Source organism: Stenotrophomonas sp. P5_A9, from assembly GCF_056400525.1.
In genome coordinates this window covers 79,315-100,093 of record NZ_JBFULC010000002.1, presented here as the reverse complement: position 1 = coordinate 100,093, position 20,779 = coordinate 79,315, and the positions used below count along the sequence as shown (strand labels likewise).

The 20,779-nt window shown below is 68.1% G+C and carries 11 protein-coding genes and 1 tRNA gene; 5 read left to right on the top strand and 7 right to left on the bottom strand.

Features of this window, described 5'->3' with window-relative positions:
• Positions 1 to 30 precede the first annotated feature (30 nt).
• The 3 genes from AC1DR7_RS01160 to AC1DR7_RS01150 are packed head-to-tail and all read right to left on the bottom strand — an operon-like array spanning position 31 to position 3,481.
• Entirely contained in the window at positions 31 to 1,359 is a 1,329-nt protein-coding gene (locus AC1DR7_RS01160; protein WP_457318442.1) for a D-tagatose-bisphosphate aldolase, class II, non-catalytic subunit, read from the bottom strand.
• A 24-nt stretch (positions 1,360 to 1,383) separates the two neighbouring features.
• The gene (locus tag AC1DR7_RS01155; protein ID WP_457318443.1) at positions 1,384 to 2,310 is read right to left on the bottom strand and encodes an ROK family protein; all 927 of its coding nucleotides are present in this window, start codon (positions 2,308 to 2,310) and stop codon (positions 1,384 to 1,386) included.
• Positions 2,311 to 2,323: 13 nt separating this feature from the next.
• The gene (locus AC1DR7_RS01150) at positions 2,324 to 3,481 is read right to left on the bottom strand and encodes an SIS domain-containing protein (RefSeq protein ID WP_457318444.1); all 1,158 of its coding nucleotides are present in this window, start codon (positions 3,479 to 3,481) and stop codon (positions 2,324 to 2,326) included.
• A gap of 322 nt (positions 3,482 to 3,803) precedes the next feature.
• Between AC1DR7_RS01150 and AC1DR7_RS01145 the strand changes: the two genes are divergently transcribed.
• The 3 genes from AC1DR7_RS01145 (at position 3,804) to AC1DR7_RS01135 (ending at position 11,681) form a co-directional block, all read left to right on the top strand.
• On the top strand, positions 3,804 to 7,163 hold the full coding sequence (locus AC1DR7_RS01145) for a TIM-barrel domain-containing protein (RefSeq protein WP_478052682.1): 3,360 nt from the start codon (positions 3,804 to 3,806) through the stop codon (positions 7,161 to 7,163).
• Between the two features lie 137 nt (positions 7,164 to 7,300).
• The gene (locus tag AC1DR7_RS01140) at positions 7,301 to 10,273 is read left to right on the top strand and encodes a TonB-dependent receptor domain-containing protein (RefSeq protein WP_478076367.1); all 2,973 of its coding nucleotides are present in this window, start codon (positions 7,301 to 7,303) and stop codon (positions 10,271 to 10,273) included.
• A gap of 52 nt (positions 10,274 to 10,325) precedes the next feature.
• Positions 10,326 to 11,681 carry a Gfo/Idh/MocA family protein gene (locus AC1DR7_RS01135; protein WP_457318447.1) on the top strand — a complete coding sequence of 452 codons (1,356 nt, stop codon included), beginning with the start codon at positions 10,326 to 10,328 and terminating at the stop codon, positions 11,679 to 11,681.
• 57 nt (positions 11,682 to 11,738) lie between these two features.
• Here the strand turns inward: AC1DR7_RS01135 and AC1DR7_RS01130 are convergent, their stop codons facing one another.
• From AC1DR7_RS01130 to AC1DR7_RS01120, 3 genes are all read right to left on the bottom strand, one after another.
• A complete protein-coding gene (locus AC1DR7_RS01130; RefSeq protein WP_478076366.1) occupies positions 11,739 to 13,661 on the bottom strand; it encodes a pepsin/retropepsin-like aspartic protease family protein in 1,923 nt (640 codons plus the stop codon).
• A 34-nt stretch (positions 13,662 to 13,695) separates the two neighbouring features.
• A complete protein-coding gene (locus tag AC1DR7_RS01125) occupies positions 13,696 to 14,856 on the bottom strand; it encodes a helix-turn-helix domain-containing protein (RefSeq protein ID WP_457318985.1) in 1,161 nt (386 codons plus the stop codon).
• Positions 14,857 to 14,984: 128 nt separating this feature from the next.
• A tRNA-Arg gene (locus tag AC1DR7_RS01120) sits at positions 14,985 to 15,061 on the bottom strand.
• Between the two features lie 155 nt (positions 15,062 to 15,216).
• On the opposite strand from AC1DR7_RS01120, the gene ubiA reads away from it, so the two are divergent.
• Together ubiA and AC1DR7_RS01110 are read left to right on the top strand one after the other, a co-directional pair.
• On the top strand, positions 15,217 to 16,110 hold the full coding sequence (ubiA, locus tag AC1DR7_RS01115) for a 4-hydroxybenzoate octaprenyltransferase (RefSeq protein WP_457318984.1): 894 nt from the start codon (positions 15,217 to 15,219) through the stop codon (positions 16,108 to 16,110).
• A gap of 371 nt (positions 16,111 to 16,481) precedes the next feature.
• Entirely contained in the window at positions 16,482 to 17,873 is a 1,392-nt protein-coding gene (locus tag AC1DR7_RS01110; RefSeq protein ID WP_457318983.1) for a short-chain fatty acid transporter, read from the top strand.
• Positions 17,874 to 17,885: 12 nt separating this feature from the next.
• On the opposite strand, the gene AC1DR7_RS01105 is transcribed toward AC1DR7_RS01110, so the two are convergent.
• A complete protein-coding gene (locus AC1DR7_RS01105) occupies positions 17,886 to 20,747 on the bottom strand; it encodes a type I restriction endonuclease (RefSeq protein WP_478054262.1) in 2,862 nt (953 codons plus the stop codon).
• Positions 20,748 to 20,779 lie beyond the last annotated feature (32 nt).

The following is a 20,779-nucleotide window of genomic DNA, read 5'->3' as shown; positions in this document are numbered from 1 at the left end:
GACGATTCCGTTCAGAAGGAAAGCCAAAGCTTACCGTTCCGAAAGCTCCGTGGCCCGGGAAGTTTCGTTATCGGCAGCTGCCCGGTTGCGATTGCAGGCGCGGGCGTACTCGGCAAGGCGCTCGGCCACCTTGTGCTGGATCAGCGCGCGGGGCTCGGCCTGCAGCTCGCCGCGTTCGATGGCCAGCTGCTGGGTGGGCAGGAACTGACTGAGCAGGATCTGCGGCGGCGCGTGTTCGGTCAGGTTGGCCAGCAGGGTGTCCAGTGCTGCCTGCACCGGCGCTTCACCCCAGTAATAGCGGCTGCGGTCACTGAGTGCGTACGCGCGCAGCAGGCGCAGTTGGTCTTCATCGCCCTGGTAATAGCTGCGCCAGCTGCCTGGCATGTCGACCATGCAGCGGTCCAGCACCTCGATCAGGTTCGAGCACTGCGCGGCGGGCAGCAGTTCGCGCTCGATCATCGCCAGTGCGAACACCGCCTCGCGGAAGGCATAGGTCGCCGCCGGGCCCACCTTGAGGATGGCGAAGTGATCGCGCACCAGCGCATGCAGGCCAGCTTCGGTCTGGTAATCGGTGGAGTGTGCCTCGAACACGATGCGCGGCTGCTGCTCGACAAACGCCGACAGTTCGGCCGCGGCGGCCGGGTCGTAGTAGTGCACGCTGCTGTGGTCGAAATCCACACCCGGCTGCACCACCATCGCGATCACCCGCTCCCACGCTGGCAGCAGGTCCGGCGCGGCGAACGCCTCGCGGTGGATCGCCAGCGTGGTCGCCGCGGCGGCGGGCGTGGTGACCTGCAGGCCACCGGCCAGTGAGGCCTCGCCACCGGGGATCGGCACCTCGGTCCCGATCACATACACCGGCGGCGGCAGGCCGTGCTCGGCAGCGGTCCGCTCGGCGATGCGCGCCAGCTCGGCCGAGCGCGCCGCGACGGTCGCGTCCGGCAGCGGCACCGGGTCATCGGCGCAGGACATGCTGCAGTCCAGGTGGATCTTGTGGAAGCCGGCGGCCACGTAGGCGGCGATCAGCACGCGCGCATTGGCCATGGCCGCCTCGGCCGGACCCTTCTGCCAGGCGTTGGGGCCGAGGTGATCGCCGCCCAGCACCAATCGCTCGGCCGGGAAGCCGGCGTCGCGTGCCAGCTGCAGCACGTAGTCGCGGTACTGCGGCGGGGTCATGCCGGTATAGCCGCCGAACTGGTCGACCTGGTTGGAGGTCGCCTCGATCAGCAGCAGGGTGTCGTAGCGCCGGGCCACCTGCATCGCCGCCAGCAGCACCTGTGCGTTGCTGCAGCACACGCTGTACAGCCCGACGGGGTGGCCTTGGCGATGGGCGGCGATCAGCGATTGGATGGCAGACATGGCAACTCCAGTAACAACGGAAGATCAGTGGGCCCGGTGGTGCTGCCGCGCGAGCAGGGCGGCGCCGCGTGCGCCACCGGCATCGCCGAAGGCCGGCGGCAGGATCGGGGGCACGCGCACCCCCTGGAACAGGTACGGAGCGATCGCCGCTGGCAGGTCGCGGTAGAGCTGCTCCAGCTTGGACAGCCCGCCGCCGAGCACGATCACGTGTGGATCGACGGCCAGGATGAGGTTGGCGAAGCTGTAACCGAGCAGATCGCGGTGGACCGCCAGCGCCTGCGCCGCGATGGGATCGCCGGCGGCGGCCAGGGCCACCACGGTCGTGGCGTCCATCGCCTCGCCGCCGCGGCCTTCGTAAATCAACGTCAGCCCATTGCCGGAGACATACCGCTCCAGGCAGCCGCGCAAGCCGCAGGCGCAGGCCAGCACCGGCAAGGCATGGCGCTGCAGGAGGGTGGCCGGAATGCTCCAGTGCCCCCACTCGCCGGCAATGCCGTTGGCACCGGCGACCAGGCGCCCACCCACGCAGAAGCCGCCACCGGCACCGGTGCCGAGGATCGCGCCGAACATGCTCGCGTAGCCCGCACCCGCGCCGCCGTGTGCCTCGCTCAACGCGAAGCACTGCAGGTCGTTGCCGAACTGCAGCGGGCGTTGCAGCAACGCCTGCAGGTCATCACCGACCAGGCGCCCGGTCAGCACCGGTACGTTGGCGCTCAGTTGGCGGCCGCTGACGCGGTCGCGCACGCCGGGCAGGCCGATGCCGATGGCAATGCCTGCACCGCCCAATGCCGCGTCCGCGCCGTGCACCAGACCGGCGATGGCCTGCAGGAACGCGTCGTAGTCCTGGGTCGGCGTGCCCACCCGCTGCCGATGCAGCTCGCGCAGGTCGCCGTCGTAGGCGACCAGTTCGATCTTGGTGCCACCCACATCGAGGCCGTACCAACACTGCATGGGCGTTGCCTGCTCAGCCATGGGGATGGATGGTCACGCCCTGGACGACCCGGTTGACGGTGCCGTCGGGGAAGGGATTGTCCGGCGTGATGCCGAGCGCGGCCGAGCGCTGCAGGGCATAGCACTGCGGCACCAGCAGCCACAGCGGCGCCAGCCACGGGTCGGCCAGCGCGGGCGCATCCAGGACGAAGTCGCCCTCGACGCGGTCGGCGCCGTCGGGGCCCACCGAGATCACCTTGGCGGCGATGCGGTCGCGGCGCAGTTCGTCCAGCAGGTCCTGCTCGTAGCGGCGCGACAGCGGCTGCGCGCTGCGCAGCATCACCACCAGGGTGTCGCCATCGAGCGTGGACTTGGGACCATGACGGAAGCCGAGCGGCGTGTTGGCCAGCGCCAGGACGCGGCCGCCGGTGAGTTCGAGGACCTTCAGCGCTGCCTCGCGTGCCAGCGCTTCCAGCGGGCCGCTGCCCAGGTAGATCACCCGCGAATACGCCGCTTGCGCCAGTGTACCCACGCCGGTATCCCAGGCGCCCAGCGCCTGCTCACCGTGCGTGGCAAGCGTGCGCAGACGCTGCAGGCGCTGCGGCCACGGCGCGGTGTCGAACACACTCAGCGCGGCGAGCAGCATGCAGCTCAGGCTGCTGGTCATGGCGAACGCACGGTCGCAGCTGGCCGCCGGCATCAGCAGCGACAGCGTGTCGCTGCGGCCCTGGCCACGCCGGGCCAGTTCGCCGTCGGGGTTGCAGGTGATATCCAGGAAGCGCGCCTCATCCACCATCGCACGCACCAGCTCCACCACGGCAACGCTTTCCGGGCTGGAGCCGCTGCGGCCGAAGGACACCAGCAGGGTCGGGCGGTCGCGGCGCAGGTACAGCGCCGGGTGGGTCAGCAGGCTGGTGGTGTGCAGGGCGCGCACTTCGGCCGGCCACTGCGCGTTGATCTGGTCGGCCACCATCTCGGCGATGAAGCCCGAGCTGCCGGCGCCGGTGAAGATGACCAGTTGGCCCGGCTGGCGCAGGGCCTGGCCGAGGAAGGTATCGATCTTCGCCTGCGCGCTGTCCAGGCTGTCGGCCAGCGCCGTCCACATGCGCGGCTGCTGGGCGATTTCTTCGGCGGTATAGGCGCCGCCGAGGCGCTGCCACGCGGGCAAATCAGTGAGCAGAGAAGCGTCCATTCGCAATTCCTGTTGGGCGACCGCACCTTCTGTGTTTTCTTTCGAAATGTCAAATATCGAAAGATAAAGAAAAGCTGGGTCGATCACATTTTCCCGCGAACAATACGGCGCCAATGGCACAGATGCCGCGCTGCGACATGGTTACACGCGACACGAAGTCCGCATTCAGCCGCCATATAGAAAGTGGTGCCCCGCAACAACTTTCGTTTATCCTAAAATATCCTTCTTTTTTCTTTGCAATTTATTGACATCTTTCGAGACCCTGCCCTAGAGTCGGCCGCACTGGTTGCAGATATCCGCTCATCGCGGGCTTGGGGGCAAGGTGGAATTCCGGGTACGACGCACGGGTTTGACGATCGCACTGCTGGCCGCGCTGGCGGTGGCCGCACCGGTGATGGCCGAACCGCTGGGCAACCTGCGCGCCATCACTGCCGCCCCCGGCAAGGACGGCAGCCCTGGCTGGACGCTGAGCACCGACAACGGCGTGGCGCTGCGCGTGGACCTGCTCGGCGCGGACGTGCTGCGCATCCAGGCCGGGCGCAACGGCACACTGCGGCCGGCCGGCGACAAGGCCGCCCCGATCGTGCTGCCGCAGCCGGCGGCCAAGGTCGCCTTCCAGCTGGAAGAAGACGGCAACGAAGTGCGCATCCGCACCGATGCGCTGGTGCTGCACATCCAGCGCACGCCGCTGCGGCTGGCGCTGGACCGCCGCGAGCAGGGCACCGACATCGCGCTGTGGCGCGAACTGCAGCCGCTGGACCTGGACAAGGAGCAGAGCGTGCAGGTGCTGTCCAGCGAGGCCGGCGAACACTTCTACGGCGGTGGCCAGCAGAACGGCCGCTTTGAGTTCAAGGGCCGCGAGCTGGAGGTGTCCTACTCCGGTGGCTGGGAAGAGGGCGACCGCCCCAACCCGGCACCGATGCTGCTCAGCTCGCGCGGCTGGGGCATGCTGCGCAACACCTGGAGCGATGGCAGCTACGACCTGCGCCAGGCCGACCAGGCCACGCTGCTGCATCGCGAAGACCGCTTCGATGCGTACTACTTCGTCGGGCCCAGCCTGCACACGCTGCTGGACCGCTACACCACGCTGACCGGCCGCGCCGGCCTGCTGCCGCGTTGGGCGTTCTCCTACGGCGATGCGGACTGCTACAACGACGCCGACAACATCAAGAAGCCCGGCAGCGTGCCCGACGGCTGGAGCGATGGCCCCACCGGCACCACCCCGGACGTGGTCGACAGCGTGGCCAAGCAGTACCGCGCGCACGACATGCCCGGCGGCTGGATCCTGCCCAACGACGGGTACGGCTGCGGTTATAAAAAACTCCCGGAAACGGTGCAGGGCTTGGCGAAATACGGCTTCAAGACCGGCCTGTGGACCGAGAACGGCGTGGACAAGATCGCCTGGGAAGTGGGCACCGCCGGCAGCCGCGTGCAGAAGCTGGACGTGGCCTGGACCGGCAAGGGCTACCAGTTCGCGATGGACGCCAACCAGTCCGCGTTCAACGGCATTCTCAACAACTCCGACTCGCGTCCGTTCCTGTGGACGGTGATGGGCTGGGGTGGCATCCAGCGCTACGCGGTGGCCTGGACCGGCGACCAGAGCAGCAGCTGGGATTACATCCGCTGGCACATCCCGACCCTGATCGGCTCGGGCCTGTCCGGCATGGCCTATGCCAGTGGCGATGTGGATGCGATCTTCGGCGGCAGCGCCGAAACCTTCACCCGCGACCTGCAGTGGAAGAGCTTCACCCCCGTGCTGATGGGCATGTCCGGCTGGTCGGCCAATGCGCGCAAGCACCCGTGGTGGTTCGACGAGCCGTACCGCAGCGTCAACCGCGACTACCTCAAGCTGAAGATGCGCATGACCCCGTACATGTACGGGCTGGCGCACGATGCGGCCACCAGCGGCGCACCGCCGCTGCGCGCGCTGATGTGGGACTACCCGCAGGACCCGCAGGCGTATACCGAAGCGCACAAGTATCAGTTCCTGCTCGGCCGCGAACTGCTGATCGCCCCGGTGTACCGCAGCCAGGCCGCCAGCCGTGGCTGGCGCCGCGACATCCACCTGCCGCCGGGCCGCTGGATCGACTACTGGGACGGGCGCCAACTGCAGGCCGGTGCCGACGGACGTTCGCTGGACCGCCCGGTCGACCTGGCCACGATCCCGGTGTTCGTGCGCGCCGGGGCGATCATCCCGATGTACCCGGACATGCTCTACGACGGTGAAAAGCCCCTCGATGAAGTGACCTTCGACCTGTATCCGCAGGGCGAGGCCAGCTACACCCTGTACGAAGACGACGGCGCCACCCGCCGCTACGAGAAGGGCGAATCCAGCACCCAGCAGATCCACGTGCAGGCACCGGCGCAAGGCAGTGGCCCGGTGCAGGTGCGCATCGATGCCGTGCAGGGCCAGTACGCCGGCCAGCGGGCGCAGCGCCGCTATGGCCTGCGGGTGCTCAGCCGCCAGCGTCCGAGTGCGGTAACGCTGGGCGAGCGCACGTTGCCGATGCTGGCCGACAAGGCGGCATGGCAGGCGGCCAGCGAAGGCTGGTACTTCGATGCCAGCGAGCGTCGCGGCACCGTGCACGTGCGTACCGCCCCCAGCGACATCCGCCAGCCGCTGCGCCTACAACTGGCGCTACCGGTCGCCGCCGCCGTGGCCGATGACGCCTACCCGGCTGCGCCCGAACTTGGCCGTGCACTGCCGTCGGACAGCCTGCTGGTGGTCAACCGCCCGGCCGAAGAACAGGGCTACGAACTGGAAAAGGCCTTCGACGACGATCCGGCCACGTGGTTCCGCACGGTGCGCAACCAGGCGGTCAAGACCGGCGCGCACGAATGGGTGGTCGGCTTCGGCGAGCGCAAGCTGATCGATGGCATCGAACTGGCCCCGCGCAACGACCAGCACTGGAAGAACGGGCAGATCCGCGACTACGAGATCTACCTGGCCGACAGCAACGGCGAGTGGGGCGAACCGGTCAAGCGCGGTCGCCTGATCCTGCAGCAGGGCAAGCAACAGATCGACTTCCCCGCCCACGCCGGCCGCCTGCTGCGCTTCCGCGTGTTGAGCACGCAGAACCCGGAAGGCGACGGCGCCAGTGCGTCCGATCCGATGGTGACCGCCGCGCAGGGCAGCGTGGCCCGCGCGGTGGATGCGCTGCAACCGCGCGATGTGGGTCCGATCGTGCTGTCGACCTTCCATGTGCTGGAACACCAGCAGCCTGAAAAGCCGGCGCAGCAGCTGTACCTGTCCGCATTGCCACTGCCGGCCGCGTTGCAGGCCAGCGTCGCCACCGACCACGCCTTCGGCGGCACGGCGGACATGCGCATGAACGGCCTGCACTTCCGTCGCGGCCTGGGCGTGAATGCCAGCAGCCGCATCGACCTGCAGCTGGGCGGCAGCTGGCGCCTGCTGCGCGCCGACCTCGGCATCGATGACCAATGCCGCGCCGCCGGTGGCATGCAGTTCCAGGTCTGGGGCGATGGCCGGCTGCTGTACGACAGCGGCCTGGTCAAGGCACCGGGCGTGGTCAAACCGGAACTGGACGTGCGCGGCCTGCAGCGCCTGAGCCTGCGTACGCTGGGCGCGCAGGGCCAGACGCCTGCGCAGGTCTGTGGCAACTGGGCCAATGCCGCCCTGATCGGACAGGAGGGCGATACCGCCAGCATCGTGTCGCCGTAACCGCTCAACCGCCCGCTTCAAAAACAGCTCTCTGCGTTTTCCCGACTGCGGCCCGCCGGCCGCGGAACGGGGGACGTTTGCCCGAAAACACCCATCCACCGCCAGCCCCACGCTGCGGATCGAACAAGGAGACAAAGATGTTGACCGAACGCCATCGCCATCGCCGCATCACCGCTACCCCCTTGTCCATCGCACTCGGCCTGGCCGTTGCCGTGGTCGGCAGTGCCAACGCGCAGGACGCCACCCCCGATCCCAAGGCCACCGAGCTGTCGCGCATCGAAGTGACCGGCTCCAACATCCGCCGCACCGACGTGGAAACCGCCTCGCCGGTGCAGGTGATCAGCAAGCAGGACATCGAGAACATGGGCGCACGCACCCTGCTGCAAGTGCTCGACAACCTGCCCGCAGCGCGTCCGGGCCAGCAGGATTCGCGCTCGCTGTTCACCGGCTCCGATGGTGCCTCGCAGGCCAACCTGCGTGGCCTCGGCGCGCAGGGCACGCTGGTGCTGCTGAACGGCCGTCGCCTGTCGTACTACGGCGCGCCGGCCGGCTTCCAGACCCAGTTCGTCAACATCGATGCGATCCCGGCCGCGGCCATCGAACGCATGGAAGTGCTCACCGACGGCGCCTCGGCGGTGTACGGCACCGATGCGGTGGCCGGCGTGATCAACGTGATCACCAAGCGCTCCTACCAGGGCGCCGAGATCAACCTCACCACCGATAAATCCTCGCGCATCAGCTCCTACGGCGAACACCAGGGCAGCATCACCGCCGGCTTCGGCGACCTCGACGCTGACCGTTACAACGTCTACGCCTCGGTCAACCTGTACCGCCGTGATGCGATTCCGCTGAGCGATTTCTACGACAAGCGCCCCAGCCAGTACTACGTCAACAACCCCAACTACCTGCCCAACCTGCGCCTGGGCACCGGCAGCAAGCCGGGCGAGTTCAACCCCGGCAGCTACTTCGCCTTCGACCCGGTCACCGGTCGCCGCGTGCAGGAAGCCGCGCCAGGCTGCAACAACGTGCTCACCAGCGAAGCGGCCGGCCCGCGCTGTATCTGGGAGACGTGGATGAACAACGAGATCGATGCCGGCGCCAAATCCGAGCGCAACACCGCCTACGTCAACGCGCATTTCCTCATTGGCGACAGCACCGAAGCCTTCGCCGAGGCGACCTATACCGACATCGACCTGACCGCCAACGGCGGCACCCCGCGCGCCTACGGCACTACCACCGGCAACCCCACCAGCTGGTTCTCGCGCAACACCGGCACCACGGTCAACCAGTTCCTGTACCCGTACCTGGGTCCGAACAACGAATACAACCACGCGTCGCCCGAACTGAAAGCCCTGATGGGCGGCGTGGTCGGCCTGCAGTACCTGCTGCAGGACGTGGGCGCCAACCACTTCGGCCAGCGCAACACCGACCAGAGCTACCGCGTGGTGGCCGGCCTGCGTGGCGACGTGGGTGACTGGAACTGGGAAACCGCGTTCGCCACCGCCGGCAGCCACTCGGTCACCTACCAGACCACCAACGTCAACCTGGCCGGTTTCGAGAAGGCCTTCGGCCCGTACAGCATCGACCCGGGCACCGGGCGGGTGATCATCTCCGACCATCCGGCCTACACGTTCGGCGAGCTCAGCGAAGCCAACGCCGCGCTGATCCGCGAGGCGTTCCCCACTTTCGACATCCAGTCGTGGACGCGCCTGCACACCCTGGACGGCAAGATCGAAGGCCCGCTGTTCAGCCTGCCCGCCGGTGAGGTACGTGCGGCCTTCGGCTTCAACGCCAGCCGCGAAACCTTCTACACCCCCGGCAACCCGGATGCGGCCAACGGCCTGATCACCCAGCAGGGCGGCTCGTGGTTCGACGGCAAGCGCAACACCTATGCGCTGTTTGCCGAAACCGTGGCCCCGCTCACCGAGAAGCTGGAACTGGACGCTGCGCTGCGCGTGGACAAGTACCCCGACTTCAGCGCCAACCTGGCCCCGAAGATCGGCCTGAAGTACCAGATGTTCGACCAGCTGATGCTGCGCGGCACGTACTCCACGGGCTTCCGTGCACCCAGCCTGGCCGAGTCCGGCAACGGCGGGGTGTTTGCGCAGCTGGGCGGCTACCGCGACGAAGTACGCTGCAACGAGACCAACGCCATTGCCAACCTGCTGCTGAAATCCGGCCGCGGCGGTGATGTGGACCTGGGCAAGACCCTGCTCAACAGCGACTGCAGCCGCACCGTGGCGCGCATGACCCAGCCCAACCCGGACCTGAAGCCGGAGAAGGCCAAGATCACCACGCTCGGCTTCGTCTACGAGCCCACCCAGTGGCTGTCGGTGTCGGCCGACTACTGGTTCATCTACCGCAGCAACGAAATCGTCGCCCCGGACTTCACCCGCGACGAAGACATCATCGCCTCAACGCGCTCGCCGATCACCGACAGCGACCGTGCCAACCAGGCCGCGCTGGCGGCGATGTGCGCCGACCCGGCCAGCGGCGTCAGCTGCCCCGGCACGCYGCCCGGCTACAGCGTGGGCAACGTGGCCAGCGTGGTGGGCCAGTACAAGAACCGCGGCAAGACGCTCATCGACGGCTTCGACATCGACGCGCGCAGCCGCTWCACCCTGGGCGACTGGGGCAACCTCAACATCGGCCTGGCCGCCACCATCGCCAACCGCAACCGCTCCTACACCGACGCGGAAAGCGGCTGGTACTACGGCGACCTGGTCGGCTATTACAACAACCCGCGCCTGCGTGCCACGCTCAACGCCGACTGGACCTACAAGCAGTTCACCACCAGCATGTTCATCAACTACGTGGGCGGCACCAAGTGGGCGCTGCAGCAGATCGATGAGGAAGACAACAACCCGCAGACCTGCACCGCCGGCTACCTGCCGCTGGAGCAGAGCAAGTGCGATGGTGCCCCGTCGTGGTGGACGGCAAACCTCAGCGTGGGCTGGCGCCCGGATGAGCACTGGAATGTCGGCTTCACCATCAAGAACCTGTTCGACCGCCTGCCGTTCTACGATCCGAACAGCTTCCTCGGCGACTCCAGCGATTACGCCACCATCTACGGTCGTGGTTACAGTCTGACCGTCGGCTACAAGTTCTGATGCTTCATCGCGCCGGTGCACGCCGGCGCGATCTTCAAACGAGGTACTGTCCATGAAACGTAGGGAATTCATCGCCGCCAGCGCGGCCGTCGCCGCCACCAGCCTGCTGCCGCAGACGCCGGCCTGGGCGCGCGGGCGCAAGGTAAGACTGGGCCTGATCGGTACCGGTATGCGTGGCCAGGTGCTGCTGACCGAACTGGTGCGCCGCGACGATGTCGAGGTGGTGGCGCTGTGCGACATCGAACCGATCATGCTCGGTCGCGCCCTGGAAAAAGTGGCCAAGGCCGGCAAGCCGACGCCGAAAACCTACGGCCAGGACCGCGACGTCAACGCCTGGAAGCGCCTGCTCGAACAGCGCGGCCTCGATGCCGTGATCATCGCCACGCCGTGGGACTACCACGCGCCGATGGCCATTGCCGCGATGCAGGCCAAGATCGCGGTCGGCTGTGAAGTGGTCGCCGGCATCACCTTGCAGGACCACTGGGACGTGCTCAAGACCCAGCTGAGCACCGGCACCCCGTACATGCTGCTGGAAAACGTCTGCTACCGCCGCGATGTGATGGCCGCGCTGCAGATGGTACGCAAGGGCCTGTTCGGTGAACTGGTGCACCTGCAGGCCGGTTACCAGCACGACCTGCGCGGGGTGAAGTTCAACTCCGGCGACCCCGACCAGCCCTATGACAGCGGCGTGGAGTTCGGGGCCAAGGGCTGGTCCGAAGCGCGCTGGCGCACCGAGCACTCGGTCAAGCGCAACGGCGAGCTGTACCCCAGCCATGGCATCGGCCCGTGCGCGATGTACACCGGCATCAACCGTGGCAACCGCTTCACCCACATCAACGCGTTTGCCAGCAAGGCGCGTGGGCTGCACGATTACACCGTGGCCAAGAGTGGCGGCACCACCCACCCCAGCACCAAGGTTGCTTTCAAGCTGGGCGACATCGTCACCACCACGCTGGCCTGCGAGAACGGCGAGACGATCCTGCTGCAGCACGACACCTCGCTGCCGCGTCCCTACTCGATGGGTTTCCGCGTGCAGGGCACCAAGGGCCTGTGGATGGACGTCAACCAGTCCATCCACATCGAAGGCCGCAGCCCCCCGCACAAGTGGGAGGACTTCAAGACCTACCAGGACCAGTACGAGCATCCCCTGTGGAAGCAGCACGCCGCCACCGCCGCCAGCGCCGGCCACGGCGGCATGGACTGGTTCGTCATCCACGCCTTCGTTGAAGCACTCAAGGCCAGGGCGCCGATGCCGATCGACATCTACGACGCCATCACCTGGAGCGCGATTACGCCATTGTCGGAGCAGTCCATCACCACCGGCTTCCAGACGTTGGAATTCCCGGACTTCACTGCCGGGTTGTGGAAGCAGCGCAAGCCGATTTTCGCGTTTGACGGGACGTATTGAGCGCGGCACTCCGGAGCGAATCGCTTGCTCCGGAGGCCCTCGGGAAAGGCCGGCGCCTCAATCCGCAGGCCAGCGCGGCGCAATGCGATCGGCCAGCACCATCTCTGCCACCGCCGCCTTTCCATCGCGAACATAGCCGACCGCAACGCGTTCGCCTACCGGCAGTTCCCGCAGCATCACCCGCCAGTCGCCGAGGCCGCGGGTGGCCACCGGCGCACCGCGCAGGGACACGATGCGATCGTCCTCGCGCAGCCCCGCCCGCGCGGCGGCGGTGCCCGCAGCAACATCGCCTACGCGCACTACCGCGCCATCGGCTTGCAGCCACAGCCCGCTGCGGTCGAACGGCTCCGGTGACGCATTTTCGGCATTGGCGGTCAGGTACATGTGCTTGCGGTCGTAATCCAGACCCACCGTAAAACGCCGCAGCACCGCGCCGCCGAGGATCGCGCCGTAATCGGCCGTGGCCAACGCGCCCTTGCCGGTCGTCGACAGGTCCCCCGCCAGCCCCTCAACCACGATGCTGCCCAGGTGCAGAACGCCCAGCCGCGCCGGATGGGCGCGGGCCGGCCCACCGATGCCCCAGCCGACCACGGCTTCGCCGCTGGCACCGTACTTTTCAAGCAGGCCGTGGCGGCGCACGAACGGGCTGTTCAGGCTGAGCGAACCGCGTGACCCCGAGTCGATCCACAGCCGCAACGGGATCCCGTCCAGCACGCCGGACAGGACCGGCGCACGGTCGTCCTGCTCGAAGGCAAGCACGACCGCATCGACCGGCGGCGGGAAGCGACCGGGCTCAGCGAAGGTCAGTACGCCTGCGGCGTAATCGAAGGTGGTGACGAAACGACGGAAGGTCTCATAGCCGATGAAGCCGTCGTAGGCCACGCCCATCGAATTCAGCTGCTCGCCCAGCTCAACGACGTAGAACACCGGATGCGGCAGATGCGCCTCACCGACGCGCAGCGCGCGCCCTTGTGCCAGGCTCAGGTCGATGGCCGCGTCGCCGGCACCGCTGATGCTCAGCTTTCCCGCGCTGGCGACGCCCAGGCGCTTGGCCGCGGCGGGCGTGAGCAGGTTCACCGCGCCGGTATCGACCAGGAAGCGCGCCGGCTTTCCATCCACTTCGGCATCGACATACATATGGTTGTTGACCAGGTCGAAGGGCACCCGGGTGATGCCGGCAGGGTTGTCCACGTAGGCATCGGTCGGCATCGGCGGTGGCGCGAAGGCTGCCTCGGCGAGCGGTGCGTTGATCGCGTAACGCTGCACCTGCAGCACAGTGCGCAGGCGCGGATCGCTGTGGCCGCGGCTGTCGATCGCGTCGACGGTGATCCGGTGCGGCAACTGCAGGCCGTCTACCTGCCGGTAATCGCTCGGCACCGATACCGTCGACCCCCCGATGGCCGGAACCACGACGCGGGCAAGCAGGCCGGTGCCGGCATCGAACCACAGCTCGAGCGGATCGCCACCGTCAGGCGTTGCTGCGATGAGGGTGTAGCGCCGGCCTTCCAGCGTCTGCGCGCGCACGGCGGCATGGCCTGCCGGCAGGCCGCCGACATGCCAGTACGTCCGCGCCGCCAGCCACGCCTGGGTACGTGCCTGACGCAGCGGCACCACCCCATTGAGCAACCCGATCTCGCCGCCCGGGTCGCGCCGCCACACGTGCTGGCCATCAAAGCCGTGGGCCTGTTGGAACGCACCCAACGCCGAGGATTCGACGTAACGGCCGCTGCCCAGCGCCTGGGTGAGCTGCCAGGCACCGCTCAGGCCGCCGGCCGATCGGGTGCCCGCCATCTGCAGCGTCTGCACGCTGTCCCAGTTCGCGCCCCCGCTGCTGGCCTTGGCACGCGCCAGTACCGCTTCGGCATCCTGCGTCTGCGCCGTGACCGCGCCGGCCGCCATCAACGCAACAAATAGCCATCGTATGCATCGCATCCCGCACCCCACCTTGTCCGAGTAGGTGCGCAGGACAGCAGAGGTCAAGGCACGATTCGTCTGATCGTGCCGGATCGCACCTTCAGGGGCAGCTGCCGGCCTGCTTGTCGGTGGCGGGCAGGCGCCGGTACTCGCGCGGAGTGTGGCCGGTCACCCGCTTGAACACTGCGTTGAAGGTCGATTTGCTGCCGAAGCCGGAGGCCAGGGCGATCTCCAACACGCTGCGACCATCGCCGCCATCGGCCAGGCTGGCCGTCGCACTGGCGATGCGGAAGGTGTTCACGAACTCGAAGAAGTTCTGCCCCAGGCCCTGATTCAATGCCTGCGACACATGGTTCGGTGGCCAACCGCTGCGCTGGCTCAGGCGCAGCAGGTCGAAGTCGGGGTCGGCATACAACCGCTCGGCCTGCACCAGACGGGTGAGTTCGGCGGCGATCCGCGCGCAATGGGATGCATCCAGCCCGGAGCGCTGGTAGCGCGGGTCCATCGCGGTGCCGGTGGCGGTTGCGTCGCGCGCGTCCGTGTTCCTGGCGGCCGGCGGCCGTGCCATCAGGATGCGCTGGCGCAGACCGGACAGGGCCAGCACGTACATGCCGGCGGTGGTCAGCCAGTTCAGCGCCACGCCGAGCCACGGCCAACCGGGGATATCGGCCGCCGGTGCCCAGCGTCCGAGCGTGCTGGAGATCCAGCACGCCACGATCACCGCCAGCAGGCCGCGCAGCCAGCCGAGCTGGCGCGCCGCGTCGTGTTCCTGCGGCAGGTGCGGGTGAAAGGCATGCCATAGCGCGGCCAGCAGATACGGGGTGCCCTGCAGCAGCCACGCATGGAAGCTGAGCAGGAAGACCGTTTCACCTGCCGCGGCGGTATCGAACGGTGCCACTGCGTTGGCCAGCGAGACGACGAAGGCCATCCCCGCCGGCAGCAGGTGCCAGCGCAGGCGCGCGCGCGTGGGCGTATGGCCAGGGCGGGTCACTGCACGCGCATAGCCATACAGCAACGGTCCCAGCAGGTAGACCAGCGGCACTTCAATCACGCGCAGCCAGCGCACCGCTGCCGCCGTCAGCCACGCATCGCCGCCCAGCAGGAAGGTGCCGAACAGATTGGCCAACGCAAAGCAGGCGAAGAACGCGGTGATATACCGGGCCGCACGCGTCTGCAGCCCGCATCCCATGCCCGCACTCAACGCAGCCAGCCCGAGCGTCGCGGCACCCGCCGCCAGGTTCAACAGATCCGGTGGAGTCATGCCGGCAGTGTTGATGATGGGAGGGGAGGGCGTCCAGCGCACGCGGCGCGTGCCACGGACGCACAGCCATGCCGCCGGCGGCGACTTGGAGAAACGGGGAGGCTGGGGTCGCCATGCAATGGCGGAGATGGTGCGCCCGGAGGGATTCGAACCCCCGACCAATGGCTTCGGAAGCCACTACTCTATCCGGCTGAGCTACGAGCGCGTTGTGTCCTGCGTTCCCGGGCGCCGATGCTGGCCGCCTGACGCCTTGGTGGCGCGGGAGGAGCATTCTAGCGGGAAACGCCGCGCAGGTCTGCCCCCTGTACAAACGCCTGCCCCGGCAACGCCGGCTGCGGGGCTTGGCGGTATCCTTTGCGCATGGCTTATGAACGTTTTGAAGTCCCCGCCGGCGGTGCGCCGTCGCGCTGGGGCCAGTACTGGAAACTGATGCGCGCCGATCGCCCGATCGGCACCCTGTTGCTGCTTTGGCCCACCTGGTGGGCGTTGTGGCTGGCCACCGGCGGCCTGCCGTCGCTGTGGACCCTGTTCGTGTTCAGCGCCGGGGTATGGCTGACGCGGTCGGCCGGCTGCGTCATCAACGATTACGCCGACCGCTGGCTGGACCCGCACGTCAAGCGCACCAAGGACCGCCCGCTGGCCAGTGGCAGGGTGTCCGGGCGCGAGGCGCTCGTGCTGTTCGCGGTGCTGATGCTGGTCGCCTTCGCCCTGGTGCTCACCCTGAACGCGCTGACCATCGGGCTGAGCTTCATCGGCATCTTCCTGGCCGCCAGCTACCCCTACCTCAAGCGCTACACCCACCTGCCGCAGGTCTACCTGGGCATGGCCTTCGGCTGGGGCATCCCGATGGCCTTCGCCGCCGTGCAGGGCGAGGTGCCGGTGATCGGCTGGCTGCTGTATGGCGCCAACATCCTGTGGTCCACCGCCTATGACACCTGGTACGCCATGGTGGACCGCGACGACGACCTGAAGATGGGCTCGCACTCCACGGCGATCCTGTTCGGGGATCTGGACCTGGTCATCCAGGGCATCCTCTACGCACTGTTCCTGGGCACGATGGCCCTGGTCGGCGTCCGCGCCGGACTGGGCGCGGCGTACTGGCTGTCACTGGGCGTGGCTGCCCTGCTGATCGTCTACGAGTTCATGCTGTGCCAGAAGCGCGAACGCGACCGCTGCTTCAAGGCCTTCCTGCACAACAACTGGGTAGGCGCCACCCTGTTCGCCGGCATCGCCGCCGCCCTGGCGTTCCATTGAAGGCAGGCCAACGCCAACCGGTCATGCCCCGGTAGTGCCGAGCCATGCTCGGCAGCCCTTAACCCAGCAGCGCCATGACCCGGTAGTGCCGAGCCACGCTCGGCAGCCCACAACCCAGCAGCGCCATGCCCCGGTAGTGCCGAGCCATGCTCGGCATCCCGTAACCCAGCAGGTCCATGACCGGTAGTGCCGGCCGCTGGCCGGCTCCCGACCCTGCTCAGGCGCCGCCCATGCGCCATCCCCACGTGCCCAACACCGCCCCCTAAGACCAATAGGCGACTGACACCGCCCCCGCCAACCCACAGAATCCCCCCATTGAATGCTCCGGGAGAGAGCCAATGGCCACGTCGACAACGATTCGGGACGGCTTCATGGCGCGCGCAGCCCTGCGCTCGGCCGCATGGGCCGAAAAATGGTTCCCCGATGCCTACGTCTTCGCCGTCCTCGGCGTCATCATCGTGGCCGGTGCCGCCATGGGCTTCGGCGCCACCCCACAGGCCACCGCCAGCGCCTTCGGCGAGGGCTTCTGGAGCCTGATCCCCTTCACCATGCAGATGGCGTTCGTGGTCATCGGTGGCTACGCATTGGCCACCGCCCCCATTGTGGCGCGCTTCATCGACCAACTGGCGCGGGTGCCGCGCACCGGCCGCGGCGCGGTGGTGTACGTTGGCCTGGTCAGCATGCTGGCCTCGCTGCTCAGCTGGGGCTTCTCGCTGGTGTTCGGCGGGCTGCTGGTACGCGCGCTGGCGCGCCGCGAAGACCTCAAGATGGATTACCGCGCCGCCGGCGCCTCGGCCTACCTCGGGCTGGGCGCGGTGTGGGCGATGGGCCTGAGTTCCTCGGCCGCGCAGCTGCAGGCCAACCCGGTCAGCATGCCGCCGGGACTGGTGGAGATCACCGGCGTGTTGCCCTTCACCGAAACCATCTTCCTGTGGCAGTCCATCGCCCTCACCACCGCGCTCATCCTGGTCTCGCTGCTCATCGCCTGGCTCACCGCGCCGGGCCCGGCCACGGCCCGCACCGCCCGCGAATTCGACGGTGCCGCCCAAGCCGAGCCGCAGCCGCTGCAACCGCGCACCCGCCCCGGCGAATGGCTGGAATACAGTCCGCTGTTGACCGTGCTGCTCTCGCTACTGGCCTTCGGCTGGCTGTTCGGCGAGTTCGCCAGCAAGCCGCTGGTAAGTGCGATTGCCAACCTCAACACCTACAACTTTCTGTTCATCTCGCTGGGCCTGCTGCTGCACTGGCGGCCGCGCAGCTTCCTCAACGCAGTGGCCAAGGCCGTGCCCAGCACCACCGGCGTGCTGATCCAGTTCCCGCTGTACGGCGGCATCGCCATGATCCTCACCCACGCGGTGGGCAGCGGCGATGAAACGTTGGCGCATCGGCTCTCCAGCCTGTTCGTGCATATCGCCACCACCGACAGCTTCGCCTTGGTAATGGGCGTGTACTCGGCGGTGCTGGGGTTCTTCGTGCCCTCCGGCGGCGGCAAGTGGATCATCGAGGCGCTCTATGTGATGCAGGCGGCCAACGAACTGCGCGCGCACCTGGGCTGGGCGGTACAGGTCTACAACGCCGCCGAGGCGCTGCCCAACCTGATCAACCCGTTCTGGATGCTGCCGCTGCTGGGCGTGCTGGGGCTGAAGGCGCGCGACATCGTCGGCTTCACCTTCATCCAGCTGCTGGTGCACATCCCGCTGGTGCTGGGCCTGCTGTGGCTGCTGGGCATGACCCTGACCTACGTGCCGCCCGTAATGCCCTGAGCCCTCGGGCGCTCAGTCCAATGGCACCGCCTCGAACAGCGCCGCCCGGCCAAGCAGCGCGGGCAGGCCGTCCAGCACGGCGTCGCGCTGCTGCGGCGTGAGCTGCATCGGCCAGGCGGGCGTCAATCGTCGGCGCAGCGCCATCGCTATCAGATGCGGCGCGCCCGCGTGCGCTACGCGGACATCAATCAACGCCGCTTCCAGCTGCGCGGCCAGCGCCTGCCGCAGCCGCAGCTGCGCCCGGCCGCCGGCAGCGCCCAAATGACGGGTAAGCAGCCCGTGGCAGGCTTGCAGCAGTGGAGATGCAGCGTACTCAGCGCCGGACCCATCACGGTCGAGGGTTGCGTGCAGCGCCCTCAGGCCCTTCAAGCGTCGGGCCGGCGTGGCAGGCTGGGCCAGCAGCGCACGCAGCTGATGGTGCGTGCGACGTCGCATCTCCGGGGCGACCGTATCGACGTCCAGCTGGACGCGCAGTTGGCTGTGCAGCGCGTCCGCCTCATGCCGGACATCCGCCGTGTCCATGGCCTGCAGGCTGAGGTACTCCCACGCCGGTTCCTGCACCTGCGGTGCCCGCTCGCGCGCCCAGTGCCGGATGCGCACGTCCTCGGCCACATACAGCGGCTGTTCCTGCGCGTCCACGGTGACGGCATCGCGCAACAACGAACAGAAGTGCAGGTCGTACTGGTAGCGCCAGCGCTGGCTGCCCTCGGCCATGTCCTGCTGATCATCGGCGGTGAGCAACGCGGCTTGGAGCTGCTGGCCGAACGTGGTCACCCGTCGGTGCAGGCAGCGCCGACGCTGGCGGTGCAGGTCACGGGGTTCGCCGTGCGTGTCCAGTGCCCAGCGCGGCGCCAGGTGCGTGCGACAGGCGTGGAAGTTGCTGCCGCTTGCGGCCGGTAGCAGAGCGCGCAGGCGTTGATGGTGGCGGGGCAGGGCGGCGTCCAGGTCTTGTCGTGGGCCCGGTGCCCACGCGTCCGGCCCCGGTAGGGGGCAACCCGAGGCGCGCAGGTTCACCAGCCACGCGCAGCGCTTGTCTTGGTGTGGGCGGCTGAGCAGGGCCACGGCGCCCGCCAGCGGAGTGCCAGACAACTCGCGGTCCAGATACACCACCGCCAGACGCGCATCGAACGAGGGCAGTGCCACGCCGGCAGCAGCGATCAACAGCTGTATCTGCCCGAGATCACCATGGCGACGGCTGGCCACGCACCGCGCGGTGGCCGGTACGAGCGCACTGCGCAACGTGCCTTCCCGCACGAAGGCGCGCTGATAGTGCCGCGCGTCTTCGTTGCTGGCCACCAGCAGCAGTGCCTGCAGGTCGCGTTCGGTGCGCAGGAGGCTGTCGGCAACGTGCTGGCAGATCGCCGCAGCCAGTGCAGCCACGCGGGTATCTGGTGAATCCGGCTGGGTATCGTGCACGATGGCGGCTACCGGCGAAGACTGCAACGTCTGCTGATACACCGGCGCCAGTACACCGTCCGCCACGCCGTGCGCGGGCGGATAGGCATACAGCAGCGGGGCGTCCTGTCCGCCTTCGCCCACGCAGGGGGCCGGCGTCGATGTCAGCCACAACCACGCCGCGCGCGGCAGGCGCTCGTGTGCACGTTGCAGCCAGGCGGGATGGCTGTGCTGCAGGTCGGCGTCCACCAGCAGGACCAGGTCGTCGCCAGCGTACTGTGCATCGCGTCGGCGCAGCCATGCCTGCAGCGTCACCAGGGAGGTGTGAAGCGTGGTGCCGCGCCCGTCGGCCAGGAAGGCGGCCAGACGCCGTCCCGGCGACAGCGGCGACGGCGCGTCGCGCATCGCCGCAGACAGCGACGCGGGCGACTGCACCCGCAACACCCGGCAATGACGCAACCAGGGATCGCGTCGCAGGTGGTGCAGCAGCCAGTGCCGCGTCAGCTGCATCCCGCTGCCGGGCGCCAGACACAGCTGTCCGCCGCAGCGTCGCCCCTGCACATCGATGCGCCGCAGCTGATCCAGTGCCGCCTGCACCGCAAAGAACTGCGCCGAGCGCGCGATGCGGCGCCGTCCATCGGCGGCGACATCGATGAAACCGCGCAGCAGGGCCAGCACCCGCTCCGGTGCCATTACCCCTGCCAGCAGCGGGGCGTGTACGGCGCGTAGATCGGCAAGCGCCTCGCCACGGTCGTTATCCGTCGGTGTGGGCAGCGCCATGCGCAGTTGCTGCAGGCGTGCGGGCGCCCAACCCTGTTCGCGCCAGTGCACCCAGTCTTCAGGCGGCGAGCCGTGGGTGGCGTATCGCCCGCCGCGACGATCCAATGCCATCAGCACCTGTGCAGAAGAAAGTGCCGGCCCGGGACGCTGCCGCTGCAGTAACGCAATCGCCTCCACGTCGCTTCCCCAGCGCCACTGGCCATCGCGCTCCACACACAGCACACCCAGCAGCGGCAGCCCGTTGACGTAGCCAGCCAACGCATCCACACGGGCGACGGCATCGCGGGCTACCTGTCCACCCGGAGATTCCGCAACATCCCAGCCGTTGCGCTCCACGTGGTCCCAGTCGATCACCTGTACACAGGCGTGTACCCGTTGGCCGTCCGGCAAGTGCTGCTCGATATCGATGCCGTCCAGCAACAGCCGAAGCAGCGCGTCATTGCCCTCGCGGACCCCGCGCCGCTGCACCACCCGGCCCAGTGCCGCCAACACCTGGGCCATGCCGCTTTCGTCCAGGGACCAGGTCTGTCCGCGCGCCGCAAACCGTATTGCCTGCAGCCGCTGCCGCAATCTTGGCAACAGGATGCCATTTGCATTTTCGCTCTGGTACGCCGCATGGTCCACCGGCGACAGGTACCGCCAGCCCAACCGGCGCAGCCAGCCCAGTGCCGAGTGCTTCACGGTAGTCGCAGGTTTCATGCGCGACTCCCAGCAGCGTCATGTGTGCGATG

Coding starts and splice junctions, on each gene's coding strand:
- AC1DR7_RS01160 (WP_457318442.1), bottom strand. CDS start 1,359: ATGTCTGCCATCCAATCGCTGATCGCCGCCCATCGCCAAGGCCACCCC.
- AC1DR7_RS01155 (WP_457318443.1), bottom strand. CDS start 2,310: ATGCAGTGTTGGTACGGCCTCGATGTGGGTGGCACCAAGATCGAACTG.
- AC1DR7_RS01150 (WP_457318444.1), bottom strand. CDS start 3,481: ATGGACGCTTCTCTGCTCACTGATTTGCCCGCGTGGCAGCGCCTCGGC.
- AC1DR7_RS01135 (WP_457318447.1), top strand. CDS start 10,326: ATGAAACGTAGGGAATTCATCGCCGCCAGCGCGGCCGTCGCCGCCACC.
- AC1DR7_RS01125 (WP_457318985.1), bottom strand. CDS start 14,856: ATGACTCCACCGGATCTGTTGAACCTGGCGGCGGGTGCCGCGACGCTC.
- ubiA (WP_457318984.1), top strand. CDS start 15,217: ATGGCTTATGAACGTTTTGAAGTCCCCGCCGGCGGTGCGCCGTCGCGC.
- AC1DR7_RS01110 (WP_457318983.1), top strand. CDS start 16,482: ATGGCGCGCGCAGCCCTGCGCTCGGCCGCATGGGCCGAAAAATGGTTC.
- AC1DR7_RS01105 (WP_478054262.1), bottom strand. CDS start 20,747: ATGAAACCTGCGACTACCGTGAAGCACTCGGCACTGGGCTGGCTGCGC.